This is a genomic window from Streptomyces sp. NPDC007863 (genome assembly GCF_040633895.1).
In the GTDB taxonomy this organism is placed as follows: Bacteria; Actinomycetota; Actinomycetes; order Streptomycetales; family Streptomycetaceae; genus Streptomyces.
Window position 1 is genome coordinate 309,020 of record NZ_JBEYEI010000001.1, and the last position, 12,577, is coordinate 321,596.

General features: G+C 74.7%; 11 protein-coding genes. 3 read left to right on the top strand and 8 right to left on the bottom strand.

The features are described from left to right. Positions 1-10 precede the first annotated feature (10 nt). The 6 genes from thrS to ABZ621_RS01325 all read right to left on the bottom strand — a co-directional run bounded on the left by thrS (position 11) and on the right by ABZ621_RS01325 (position 6,618). On the bottom strand, positions 11-1,324 hold the full coding sequence (thrS, locus tag ABZ621_RS01300; protein WP_360599422.1) for a threonine--tRNA ligase: 1,314 nt from the start codon (positions 1,322-1,324) through the stop codon (positions 11-13). A gap of 134 nt (positions 1,325-1,458) precedes the next feature. Further along, on the bottom strand, positions 1,459-2,274 hold the full coding sequence (locus ABZ621_RS01305) for a hypothetical protein (RefSeq protein ID WP_360599424.1): 816 nt from the start codon (positions 2,272-2,274) through the stop codon (positions 1,459-1,461). Positions 2,275-2,646: 372 nt separating this feature from the next. Then, positions 2,647-3,180, bottom strand: a complete 534-nt coding sequence (locus ABZ621_RS01310; protein WP_360599425.1) for a GNAT family N-acetyltransferase — start codon at positions 3,178-3,180, stop codon at positions 2,647-2,649. 104 nt (positions 3,181-3,284) lie between these two features. Next, positions 3,285-4,094: an ABC transporter permease gene (locus ABZ621_RS01315; RefSeq protein ID WP_360599427.1), complete on the bottom strand. Its 810-nt coding sequence runs from the start codon at positions 4,092-4,094 to the stop codon at positions 3,285-3,287. Further along, positions 4,091-5,647, bottom strand: a complete 1,557-nt coding sequence (locus ABZ621_RS01320) for an ABC transporter permease subunit (protein WP_360599429.1) — start codon at positions 5,645-5,647, stop codon at positions 4,091-4,093. The genes ABZ621_RS01315 and ABZ621_RS01320 overlap by 4 nt, the downstream gene beginning before the upstream one ends. After that, complete coding sequence (locus ABZ621_RS01325) at positions 5,644-6,618, bottom strand: ATP-binding cassette domain-containing protein (protein ID WP_360599431.1); 975 nt, start codon at positions 6,616-6,618, stop codon at positions 5,644-5,646. Before ABZ621_RS01325 ends, ABZ621_RS01320 begins: the two co-directional genes overlap by 4 nt. Positions 6,619-6,757: 139 nt before the next feature. On the opposite strand from ABZ621_RS01325, the gene ABZ621_RS01330 reads away from it, so the two are divergent. Continuing rightward, on the top strand, positions 6,758-8,110 hold the full coding sequence (locus ABZ621_RS01330; protein WP_360599432.1) for a HAMP domain-containing sensor histidine kinase: 1,353 nt from the start codon (positions 6,758-6,760) through the stop codon (positions 8,108-8,110). Then, complete coding sequence (locus tag ABZ621_RS01335; RefSeq protein WP_360599434.1) at positions 8,107-8,787, top strand: response regulator transcription factor; 681 nt, start codon at positions 8,107-8,109, stop codon at positions 8,785-8,787. Before ABZ621_RS01330 ends, ABZ621_RS01335 begins: the two co-directional genes overlap by 4 nt. On the opposite strand, the gene ABZ621_RS01340 is transcribed toward ABZ621_RS01335, so the two are convergent. Both ABZ621_RS01340 and ABZ621_RS01345 read right to left on the bottom strand, forming a co-directional pair. Further along, positions 8,756-9,670: a hypothetical protein gene (locus tag ABZ621_RS01340; protein ID WP_360599436.1), complete on the bottom strand. Its 915-nt coding sequence runs from the start codon at positions 9,668-9,670 to the stop codon at positions 8,756-8,758. The two genes, ABZ621_RS01335 and ABZ621_RS01340, sit on opposite strands and share 32 nt — an antisense overlap. Before the next feature lie 73 nt (positions 9,671-9,743). After that, positions 9,744-11,177, bottom strand: a complete 1,434-nt coding sequence (locus ABZ621_RS01345) for a polysaccharide lyase 6 family protein (RefSeq protein ID WP_360599437.1) — start codon at positions 11,175-11,177, stop codon at positions 9,744-9,746. 116 nt (positions 11,178-11,293) lie between these two features. Between ABZ621_RS01345 and ABZ621_RS01350 the strand changes: the two genes are divergently transcribed. Continuing rightward, entirely contained in the window at positions 11,294-12,574 is a 1,281-nt protein-coding gene (locus ABZ621_RS01350) for a hypothetical protein (RefSeq protein ID WP_360599439.1), read from the top strand. The last annotated feature ends 3 nt before the right edge of the window (positions 12,575-12,577 follow it).

A 12,577-nucleotide genomic window follows, 5' to 3' on the forward strand; every position in this document is an offset into this window, starting at 1 on the left:
CCGGACGTGATCACCACAGCTCGGCGCCGCGGTCGGCGACGAGCGCGCCGATCCGCGCGAGGGCCGCGTCGACCGGCATCGGGGGCAGCCTGCGGCCGTCGCGCAGGCGGAGCGAGACCCGGCCGTCGGCCGCCTCCCGGGGGCCGGCGACGGCCAGGTACGGGACCAGGCGGGCGGCGCGGATCCGGGCGCCGAGGGTGCCCTCGTCGGGGGCGGCGACCTCCGCGCGGAGGCCGGCGTCGACGCACCGGCCGGCCAGGGCGCGGGCGGCGGGCAGTTCGGCGGCCGAGAGCGGAAGGACCACGACCTGGGTCGGGGCCAGCCAGGCGGGGAAGGCCCCGCCGTGGTGTTCGACGAGGTGGGCGACGGCCCGTTCCACGCTGCCGACGACGCTGCGGTGGACCATCACCGGGCGGTGCCGGGCGCCGTCCGCGCCGACGTAGCGCAGGCCGAACCGTTCGGGCTGGTGGAAGTCGACCTGGACGGTCGAGAGGGTCGACTCCCGGCCCGCCCCGTCGGCGACCTGGACGTCGATCTTCGGTCCGTAGAACGCCGCCTCGCCCTCCACCGCGTCGTACGCGAGCCCGGCGGCGTCGAGGGCCTCGGTCAGCAGGGCGGTGGACCGCCTCCACAGGCCGGGCGCGTCCACGTACTTGCCGCCGGGCCCGGGCAGCGAGAGCCGGTACCGGCTCGGGACGATGCCCATCGCCTCGTACGCCCTCCGGATCATCCCCAGCGCCGCCCCCGCCTCCCCGGCGACCTGCTCCAGGGTGCAGAAGACGTGCGCGTCGTTGAGCTGGATGGCCCGCACCCGGGTCAGCCCGCCCAGGACGCCCGACAGCTCGGAGCGGTACATGCCGCCCAGCTCCGCCATCCGCAGCGGCAGCTCCCGGTAACTGCGCGACCGGGAGCGGAAGATGAGCGCGTGGTGCGGGCAGAGGCTCGGCCGCAGCACCACCTGCTCCCCGCCGAGCTCCATCGGCGGGAACATGTCGTCGCCGTAGTGCGACCAGTGCCCGGAGATCTCGTACAGCTCCCGTTTGCCGAGCACGGGCGAGTACACGTGCCGGTAGCCGGCCCGCCGCTCGGCGTCACGGATGTACTCCTCCAGGGCGTGGCGTACGGCCGCGCCGTCGGGCAGCCAGTACGGCAGGCCCGCCCCGATCAGCGGGTCGGTGTCGAACAGGCCCAGCTCGCGGCCCAGTCGGCGGTGGTCGTGCACGGCGGTCTCCTCGCGGTGAGCGGGCGAGCGACCACGGCACGAAGCCCCGGGGCACTCGCCCCGGGGCTTCGGACTGAGACAACGGTCAGCGCGCCGGGACACTCTCCGGCGTCGTCGTCTCAGCGGCAGGCTTCATGCGGGAGACGCTAGCGGGGGCCGCGGGCCGCCCGCACCTCCTTTTCCCGGCGGGCGCGGTACGCGGCGGGCTCTAAAAACCCGCCCTCACCGAACTCGCCCTAGCCGAGACCCTCTTCGGGGAACTCGCCCTCCGGGAACTCGCCCTCCTCGGGCATCATCGCGGCGGCGATGGCGTCCGTCAGCTCCTCCGGCTTCAGCTCCGTGGCTCCGGCCGGGGCCGTCGGGCTGGTGCCGGAGCTGAGCTTCAGCCCCAGTCCCACCCTCTCCGCCTTCGCGCTCTCGGTCAGCTTCGCGAGGTCGACGTACACCTCGGTCAGCTCGCCGTTCCTGAGCGTGAAGTCGGCGGTCACCTTGTCGGCGGGGGCGTCCTTCAGGTCGGCGGCCGAAGGCAGCTCCACGCCGGGCGGCAGCTCCTCGGAGAACGGGCGGATCTCGTCGAACAGGTCCGTGATCAGGGTGCGGAACGGTGCCGTCGCCGAGATGCGCTCCGTGCCGTCCGCGCCTCCGGCCGTCGTGAACTCGACGTCACGGGCGACGACCTCGCGCAGGGCCCCGAGGAGCTTCTTCCGGGTCTTGGCGTCGAGCGTGGGCTCGGGCGACGGCTCGGTCTCCGGCGCCTTCTCGCCCGGCGCCCGGCCCGTCTCCTCGCCGGCCTTCTCCAGCGCCTCGTAGTCGACCTTGATCCACTCGCCCTCCAGGATCTTCTTGAAGGCCCCGGCCTCCGGCGGCAGTTCGCCGGCCGACGGCACGGGCGCGCCCATGGCCTCGCCGAGCGCCTCGACGTCGGACCGGAAGTAGACGTAGTCGCCGACGAGCCGGTACTCGACCAGGTCGCCCTCCGGGACGCTGACCTTCATCGCCATCCCGACGAAGTCCTCCTCCCCGGACTCGTCGAACGGCTTCTTCGACTCCATCGTGACGCTGAGCTTCGCCCCGCTGAGCAGCTCGGCCGCCTCGTCCGGCAGCTCCTCGCCCGGCTCGGGGTCGGAGTCGGCGTCCAGCTCCTTGAGGGTCGCGGCGTCGACGTCCAGGTCCAGCTCGAAGGAGAGCGACTTCTCCTTGCCCAGCTTCTCGAACGCCTGGTCCAGCTTCTTCCCGGCGGACAGCTGCTCGACCGTCCCGCAGGCGGCCGAACCCGCCAGGACGGCGCCGACGACGGCGGTGGCGGTGAGGGTCTTGCGTATGGCGCTGATGATGAGCTCCTCAAGAGTTCGATCACATGGTGATCGACTGTGGTCGAAAAGGGAGACTCACAGCTCATCCACAGGGTTGTACGGCGGTCGCGATCAATCCGCCGCGGTGCCGGGCTCCGAACCGCCGCCGCCCCGCACGCCGTGCCACTGCTCGGCGCCGTACTCCTCGTACCGCTCGACCTCCGTGAAACCCAGCCTCGCGGCGAGCCGCATCGCCCGGCCGTTGGCGGTCTGCGTGACGAGCGACACCGGCTCGCCGGGCCGCGCGTCCGCGAACCAGCCGAGCACCGCCCCGCACGCCTCGGCGGCATAGCCGTGCCCCCACGCGTGCGGCAGGAACAGGTACCCGAGATCGGTCCGCCCGTCCTTCCCGGGATCCAGCGTCACCACGCCGATCATCGCGCCGTCGCGCTCGACGACGAAGGAGCCGGGACGCCGTCCCGGCGCCTCGGGCATCGCCGCTTCCAGGTCCTCGCGCGGCCGGGCCCCGCCCACGAACGTCCCCACCTCCGGCGAGGCGAACAGCTCGACGAAGGAGGGCCGGTCGCGGGCGTCCGCCTCGCGCAGCACGAGCCGGTCGGTCCGCAGGGGGGCGGGTGGCCAGGAGTCTGCTCCGAGTTCGGTCATGACGCGAAGGCTAGCGCAGGGGCACCCGGAACCGAGCGGGTGCGTGGCATGTGCCGAATGTGACAATTCATCAAATGCCGTGCGTGAGCGTTGGGTTCGCGGTGTCACGCGTCGCGGATCCGCAGCAGCGTGCCCCCGATCAGCAGCGCGGTTCCCGCCCAGGCGGCGAGTACGCCCAGGCCCGCCCACGGGCCGATGGGCAGGGCGTCGACGCCGACGGTCGCCTGGACGGCGAGGCCGGCGGGCATCGGCGCCAGCTGCTGCAGGTGGCGCTGCCAGTCCGGATCGTGGACCACCTGGGCGACCACCGGGAAGAGATACAGCAGCCCCAGGACGAGTCCGATGGCCGTCGTGGCCTCCCGCACCGCCGTCGCCACGCCGAGGCCGAGCAGGGCGATCAGGCACAGGTAGAGGACCGAGCCGACGGCCGCGCGCAGGGTCGGGCCGTCGGCCAGGGACAGCGGGGCGTAGCCGTGTGCCTCGGTGAAGCCGCTGCCGGGCAGGAGGAGACCGCCGGCGAGGACGGAGGCCAGGACGGCGGCCGTTCCCGTGACCAGGACGACCGCGGTGAGGACGGTCGCCTTGGCGGCGAGGACGGCGAGCCGGTTCGGCATCGCCATGAGCGTGGTGGTGATCATGCGGCTGCCGTACTCGCCGCCGACGGCCAGCACCGCGAGGACGGCGACGACCGCCTGGCCGACGGTGACGCCGGTCAGGGCGAGGCGCACGGCGTCCTGGCCGCACCCCGCGTCCGTGCACTTCACCGCCCTGACGGTGCCGCAGCCGACGGCCACGGTGAGCACGAAGGCGAGGAGCAGCAGCCGGCCCGTTCCGCCCGCCGTGCGCAGCTTGGTCCACTCGGCGCGCGGCAGGCGCGACAGGAGGTGCGCGGCGGGCTTCAGTGCCGGCTTCACGCGTCCCTCCCGCGCAGTCGCGCCGCGGCCAGGGCGAGGGCGAGGGCGGCGTAGCCGCAGAGCACGGCCAGGCCGGTCCACGGCGCCAGCGGGTGGTAGCCGGTCGACGGCTCGTAGACGCTGAGCACCTGCGGGTAGTACGGAAGGGTCCGCTGGATCGCGAAGCCCGCCGCCGGAGTCAGCCGCAGCAGCCACTCCGAGGGGCCCGGCGGCAGCACGCCGGAGGTGGCGAGCAGGAAGGGCAGCACCAGCGACGCGAGGACCAGGGCGACCGCCGTGGCACCGCGCCGCAGCAGGGTTCCCACGCCGAGCGCGAGCACGGCGGTGGCGGCGCAGAGCAGCCCCGTGCCGACGACGACACGCGCCTCCGTCGCCGAGCCGACGGGGAAGACGGAGAAGCCCCGGTCGCGCGCGCCGAGCTCCCCGACGGGGAGGACGACCGCGGCCGCCAGCACGCCGACGACGCCCGCGACGCCCCCGGCCACCAGCGCCTTGGCGGCCAGGACCCGGCCCCGCGAGGGAGTCGCCGTGAGGGTCGTGCGCAGCAGGCCGCGCCGGTACTCGCCGGTGACGAACAGCGTGCTCACCGAGATGACGACGACGAGTCCGGCGAAGGTGCCGACGAGGAAGTTCTCGACGGCGTAGCCGGCGCCCATGACGGGCCCGCCGACGACCGGCGCGATGTCTCCGGCCCCGGTGACGGTGAACCCGCCGCCGGGGTCCCGGGTGAAGCCGCCCGTGAGGGTGTCCGTGTAGCTGCCGGACGTGCCGGCGCCGCCGCCCACCTGCGTACCGCTCCAGGCGTCCGCCGACCCACCGCCCGCCGACCCGCCGCCGTCGGACCCACCGCCCTCGGACCACCCGCCCGTGAGCTCGGGGCGTCCGAAGGCGCCGGTGGCCACGGCCGGGCTGAAGCCCGCGCCCGTGCCGGTGTCGTGCATCGCCTGGGGCGACGCGGCGAAGAGCCCCGCCCGCACGGTGCGCGGGAGCCCCGGCAGCCGCGTGGCGCCGATCCTCGTGAAGTGCGCGCCGTCGGTGGAGGCGTAACCGGTGAGGGTGTCGCCGGCGCGGACCAGGCGCAGCCAGCGCGGCGACCGGTCCGAGACCTGGCCGGAAGGTCCCGCCACGTCCCGCGTGTAGCCGTACTGCATGCGCACGCCGTGGCCGCCGGTGGCCATGACCGCCGCGTACGGAGAACCCTGGCCGAGGCCCTCCTTCACGATGATCCCGGCCTTCGCCCACGGCTGGACCTCGGCGACCGGCGCGCGGCCGATCCCGGTGTCGGCCAGCCCGGTCAGGGCGCGCAGCGGCACGGTGAGCGTGCCGTCGCCGGTCAGCGTCCGGTGGACGAAGTGGAAGCTGTCGTTGACCGCCTCCCCGCCGGGACCCTTCGGGTACGCGACGGAGCCGGGTCCGGCGGGAGCGGCGGTGCCGAGCAGACCGACCAGGACCGTCAGCAGCAGCGCGCCCGCCGAGCCGAGGACCCAGCCGCGCACCGTACGGAACTTGGTCCACTCGGCGCGCAGCGCGCGCAGGGAGCGGGAGGCCGTCATCGCGTGACCTCCCCGTCCGGCAGCCCGCGGTACTCCACCGCGTCGCGGGTGAGCTCCATGTACGCGTCCTCCAGGCTCGCGCGGTACGCCGACACCTGCGCGAACGGCACCTCGTTCCGGGTGAGCAGGGCCACGGTCTCCTCGTCGGAGAGGCCCACGACGTCGAGACCGTCGGAGCCGTCGGCGCGGACGGTGGCGCCCGCGGCGCCCAGCACCTCGGCCGCGCGCCCGGGCACGGACGTACGCAGCACGACCCGGCCGCCGGAGGCCGCGGCGAGGAGCTCGCGCACCCCGGTGTCGGCCACCACCCGGCCGCGCCCGATCACCACGAGGTGGTCCGCGGTGCCTTCGAGCTCGCTCATCAGGTGGCTGGAGACCAGGACCGCACGGCCCTGCCGTGCCAGCGCCACCAGGATCCCGCGCATCCACACGATGCCGTCGGGGTCGAGGCCGTTGAACGGCTCGTCCAGCATGACCACCGGCGGATCGCCGAGCAGCGCGGCCGCGATCCCCAGCCGCTGGCGCATGCCGAGGGAGAAACCGCCCGCCTTGCGGCGTGCCGCCGTCCCCAGTCCGGCCTGTTCGATGACCTCGTCCACCCGCCGGGCCGGCAGCCCCTGCGCGTGCGCCAGCCACAGGAGGTGGTTGCGGGCGGTGCGCCCGGGCTGCAGCGCGGAGGCGTCGAGCAGTGCCCCCAGGCGCGTGAGCGGACGGCGCAGACTGCGGTACGGCACCCCGCCGACCAGTGCCTTCCCCTCGTCGGGCGCGTCCAGGCCCAGGACGACGCGCATGGTGGTCGACTTCCCCGCGCCGTTCGGGCCGACGAACCCGGTCACCCGCCCCGGGCGCACGGTGAACGTCATCCCGTCCAGGGCCGTCCGCGATCCGAAGCGCTTGCGTACTCCGACGACCTCGATCGTCGCCCTCGTGTCACGGCCGCCGCCCGGGGCGGCCTCGCTCTCCTCGTTCATGGGCCCCACGCTGTCGCCGCACGGGTTACAGGGGCCGAACGGGCGCTGTCATCCCGCTGTGAGGTGCCCCCGCCTAGGCTGGTCACGCGAGTTCGGCGCCGACAGGCCCCGACGGGGAGCGCGGGAAGGGAGCGGGTGGATGCGACGGGGTCGGTCACGACGGCTCACGGGCCTGGGCGCGCGGTTCGGTCTGCGCCGCGGCACCGCCCGCGCCCGCTTCACCGTCCTGTACGTCGCCCTCTTCCTGCTGTCCGGGGCGGCGGCGCTCACCCTCGCGGCGGCACTGGCCTCCGGGGGATCGCGGGACAGCCGCACCGCGCCCGGGAACGAGCCGGGTGGCGACGGCGGCCGGCCCGTCACGGTGGCGCAGGCCCAGGCCCGGGTCGGGGAGCTGGTGCAGCGGCTGGCCGAGGCGCACGACGACCGGACCCGGCAGATCCTCACGGGCTCCGCCATCGCCCTCGGCGTCATGACCGTGGCGTCCGTCGGCCTCGGGTGGTTCGTCGCGGGGCGGGTGCTGCGTCCGCTGCGCGTGATGACGGCGGCCACCCGCCGGATCACCGCCGACAACCTGCACGAACGCCTGGCCCTCGCCGGCCCCGGCGACGAGGTGAAGGACCTCGCCGACACCATCGACGACCTCCTCGGCCGCCTGGAGGGCTCCTTCGACGCCCAGCGCCGCTTCGTCGCCAACGCCTCGCACGAACTGCGCACCCCGCTCACCACCATGCGGGCCTCCCTGGACGTGGCGCTCGCCAAGCCGGGCCCGGTACCCGACACCACCCTCACCCTGGCCGCCCGGATCCGCGGCGGACTCGACCAGGTGGACCGGCTCCTGGAGGGCTTCCTCGTCCTGGCACGGGCCCAGCACGGCGAGTTCGGCGACTCGGGCCGGCTGTCCCTGGGCGCGGTCACGCGGACCGCCCTGGCCGGCCGGGCCGAGTCCCTCGCGGCCAAGGGCCTGACGGTACGCGACGCCCCGGTCGACGCCTCCGCCGCGACGGAGGTGTGGGGCAGCCGGAGCCTGCTGCGCCGGGTCGCGGACAACGTGATCGACAACGCCATCACCCACAACGAACCCGGGGGCTGGATCTCCGTCACGGTACGGCCGGAGGAAACCGAAGGGGCCGGGGGACACGAGGGACGCGAGGGACACGAGGGACACGGGGGAGGCCGGGGGAGCGGCGCGGACGGCGCCCGTTCCGGTGCCACGGTGTCCCTGGTCGTGGAGTCCGGCGGCCCCGTCCTCGACCAGCGGCGGGTCGCGGAGCTCGGGCAGCCCTTCCGCCGTCTCGGCGCCGACCGCACCCGCAGCGGCCGGGGCAGCGGCCTCGGGCTCTCCATCGTCGCCGCCGTCGTCGAGGCCCACCACGGTACGTGGGACCTGCGCGCCCGTCCCGACGGCGGCCTGCGCGTCACCCTCACCCTGCCCCGCGCGGCCGACGGGCCGGCGGCGCGGGACCCCCGAACGGAGACGGACGTGGCACGGTGAGGGTCCTGGTGGTCGAGGACGCCCGCGATCTCGCCGAGGTCGTCGCCGAGGGACTGCGCGACCAGGGCATGGCCGTGGACGTCGCCCACGACGGCTTGGAGGCCGCGGCCAAGCTGGACGCCACCGCCTACGAGGTCGTCGTGCTCGACCGGGACCTGCCCGGAATCCACGGCGACACCCTCTGCCGGATGATCACCGAGCGGGACGACCGGGTGATGGTCCTGATGCTGACGGCCGCCGGTTCGCCCGGCGACCGCGTCAGCGGCCTCACCCTGGGCGCCGACGACTACCTCGCCAAGCCCTTCCACTTTCCCGAACTCGTCCTGCGCGTCCGGGCCCTGGCCCGTCGCCGTCCCGGGGCCCGGTCCCTCGTGCTGCGCGCGGCGGACGTCGAACTCGACCCGGTGCGCCGCACCGCCGCCCGGTCCGGCCGCCTCCTCGAACTCTCGGGGAAGGAGTTCGCGGTCCTCGAAGCCCTCCTGAGCGCGAGCCCCGCCTTCCTCAGCGCGGAGGACCTCCTCGAACAGGTCTGGGACGAGCACGCCGACCCCTTCACCAACACCGTCACGGTCACCATCAGCCGCCTGCGCCGCAAGCTCGGTGACCCGCCGGTCATCACGACCACGCCCGGCGTCGGCTACCGGATCACGGACCCGGCCACTCCGCCGCGTCCCTGAGCGCGTCGGGCAGCGGCCAGGCCCAGGTCGGCTGCTCGTCGACACGCAAGTCGGCCAGCCGCCGGGCGAGTCGGGGACCGGCGACGGCGGTGCCGTCGGGGACGGTGGGGCCGTGCACGGCGCGCAGCCGCGCGAAGCGGGCGAGTTCGTGCGCGTAGAGGGAGACGGCCGAGGCGGTGCCGGCCGCGAGGCGGTCGTGCGGCAGGGTGCGGTGCAGTTCCAGGAGCGGGGGCTCGACGGACTCGGCGATCGCGGCGGCGAGCCGCGCGTGACCGTCGAGGATCAGATGGCAGTCGAGGCCGCTCACCCACCACAGCAGCACGGGCGGCAGCGTCCCCTCCCTGGCCTGCTTGCGGTAGGCCTTCACCCGGCCGTCGTCGGCGTCCGGCATCGGGCGCAGCGGCAGCACCTCCCACGACCCGGAGTGCGTGTACCAGTCGACGAGGCCGTCCGGATGGCCCTCGACGAGCATCGAGCTCCAGTACTCCCCGTGCGGGCACCCCGCGGGCCGCCACCGCAGGAGCCGGGTCCCGGAGGTCAGCAGCCAGCGGCCCGCGTGCAGCGGGCCGTCCGGGGCCTCGGCGAGGTGGCGGGCGAAGCGGTGGGCCCAGCGCTCCGGGTCGCCGGCCAGGGCGCGTGCCGTGTCGGCGCGCAGCGGCGGGACACAGGAGCGGTACGCGTCGGTGCGCCGGAAGTCGACGCCCATCAGGTCCTCGTCGACGACGGCGAGCAGCACCGGCCGCGACTCCTGGGCGAGCAGCAGCCGCCGCCCCGCGCCGATGAACACGCACAGTCCCGGCCGGGGGCGCTCGTCCCGTACGTCCAGGGTCAGCCCGGCCCACAGGCCGTCGTCCCGCGTGAGTTCGTCGCTTCGTACCCGCATGCGGCGACCCTAGTCCGGCGTCGGGCGTCGCCGGGCGCACGCCCCCGGAGGAGCGGGCGCCCGGCGGGCGGGGTCAGGACGCGTTCGGGCCGACGTCGGCGGTGGTGAGCGGGCGGCGGACGGGGGCGAGGGTGGAGTACTCGTCGGCGCCGACGTCGCGGGCGGTGCCGCGCGCGTGCCCGTCGGCGTCCTCGGCGAGCGTCAGGGAGGCGAGGGTGGCGGCGTCGACGGCCGGGCTGCCGGCGGTGAGGCGGTGGACCCCGTCGGCGTCCTTGCGGAGGAGGGGGTCGACGCGGCGGAAGCCGGCGGACGGGATGGTGCCGTTCGCGGCCGAGCCCCACAGGATGTTGCCCTGCCAGGTGAAGCCGGTGGCGCTGTCGAGGTCGACCAGGCTGCCGGTGGAGGCGACGAGGACGTTGTCGGCGACGACGACGTCCCGGGGCCCGTAGGTCCGGCTCTCGCCGGAGAGCGTCGCGGCGTTGCCGACGAGCGTGTTGTGCGCGATGACGGCCCGGTCGCAGGCGTCGTTGCCGCGCCGCTCCTCGGTCGTCTCGCCCTCGTGGTGGTCGCGGGTGGTGCCGCTGCCGATGACGATGCCGCGGGAGGTCGTGCCGGAGACGTGGTTGTTCACGACGAGGTGGTCGTTGCCGTAGAGGCGGATGCCGTTCGCGCCGCCCAGGACGTGGTTGCCGGCCACGGTGGTGGCGTTGCCGTGCCGCAGCACGATGCCGCCCTTGCCGTCCCGGAGGGTGTTGTAGCGGATGGTGTTCCCGGAGGACTTGACCGAGATCGCCTCCGGGTCGCCGTCGCAGCGCTCGAAGAGGTTGTACTCGACGAGGGCGTCGGCCGTGGACAGCGCGCGGTGGCTGACGCCGAGGCGGATCGCCTCGCCGCCGTTGGCGCCGGTGTAGGAGTGGTCGGCGAAGTAGTTGCGGAAGATGTGGGTCCGCTGGGCCATGGCGGTCGTGCCGGGCCCGTCGACGACCAGGAAGATCCCCTGGGTGCCGCGGTGGTGGAAGTAGTTCCGGTCGATCTTGGCGTCGTCGCCGCGCACCGTCACCCAGTCGAGCCCGTCGCGGTCGGCGAGCTTGAAGTCGTTGCGCGTCAGCCGGATCCGGGAACAGTCGGCGGGGATGGCGAAGGTGCCGGTCTGCCGGAACGCGAAACCGCTGATCGTGATGTTCGCGGACGCCGAGAGCACGAACCCGACCGGTCCGTTGAGCACGGCGCCCCCGCGGCTCGCCGACACGATCGTGATCGGCGCGGCCGTCGTCCCCTGCTTGCCCGCGATCCGGATGCCGGACGAGGGAACGGTGTACGAACCGTCCGCGAGCACGATCCGGTCGCCGGGCACGGCGGCGTCGATCGCGCTCTGCAGCGCGGCGACACTGCCGACGTTCACGGTCCCCGCCGCCGAGGCCGTCCCCTGCGCGGCCCCGACGACGGGCACGGCCAGAGCGGCGGCCGAGCCCATCAGACTCCCCTTGAGAAACGTACGTCGTCGCATGATGCAAGCCTCCTGAAGTGGTCCCCTCCACCCTCCCCCCGGCCCCTGACGTCCCACTGACGCCTCACTAACGCGCCGGGCACCGCTGTCCGCGGCGGGGACTAGGGTGCTGACGCATGAAGATCGAATCCCTGCTCGAAGAGCTGTCCAGTGACGACCCCGTGCGGGCCGAGGCCGCCGCCGAGGAGGTCGTGGCGCGGGGCGAGGAGATGCTGCCGGACCTGCTGGCGGCTGCCGCCGGGATCAAGGCGACGCCGCGGCTCAGGCCCCACATGCGCGCCCTCGGGCTCATCGGGCCGGCCGCCTTCGACGCGGTGGTCGCCGCATGGCGGCGGCAGGAGCTGTCCGGCTGGCTGGCGAACCGGCTGCTCTCGGGGTTCGACGAGCGCTGCGCCGACCGGTACGCGGAGCTGGCCGCCTCGCCGAAGTACGGCGTCTCGGGCGAGGGGTTCGCGGGACTCCTGCGGCTGGGCACCGACTCCGACGCCGGACTGCGGGCGCTGGTGACGTGCTACGCGCGCGGCGGCACCGCCCCGTACAAGGCGGACGACTACGCCCGCGCCCTGCACGACACCTTCCGCCCCCGGCTGCGCGCCCTGCGCCGCGACCCCGCCACGCCGCCGCACGACCGGCGCGGCGCCATGGCGGCCCTCGTCGCGGGCGGCGGGGCCGACGCGCTCGACGACCGCGACCGCGCAACGATCGAGCGGCTGATCCGGGTGAAGCTCCCGCACGAGACCCCGGCCGTCCCCGATAATGTGCTGAGCGGCTGGTGGATGGCCGTGCCGGCGGCCTCGTACGAGGGGCTCTTCGACGCCCTCGGCCTGCACGACCGCCGTCCCGTCACCTGCGCCGCGGGCATCGCGGCCTCCGAGGGACGGCAGGTGCGGGTGCCCGTGCCGGGGGACGGCGACCGCGAGCGCTCCGTGGGCCGGGTCTTCGTCACCCCGGAACTCGACGGCTGGCGGCTGGTCTTCGGCGACTACGACCTCCTCGTCGGCGACGACTGGTACGACATCTCCGACACGCTGGAGCGGCTCAGCACGCACTGCGGACAGGCCCAGTTCTTCTTCCTGGACGACGCCGGCGGCTCCGACGTGTGGATGGTCGCCGAGAACGGCCGGGTGATCCGCCAGTTCGTCGCCGAGAGCGACCCCGAATGGGAGGGCGACCCGCTGCCCTGGGAGACCCTCGCGGCCGACGCGCCCGACCACGACCCGGAGTACGACGACGCCCCGCCCAACGCCGGTACCCTGGGCGCCCGTTCGGCCTGCGCCCACCTCTCCGTCGACCCGAACGGGGTCGGACCGGAGACGCGGGTGGGCGGTCACGGCTGGCTGGCCGTCACCGCGCCCGGCGTCGGACACGGCGCCTTCCCGGGACGACTGCCCCTCTGACCC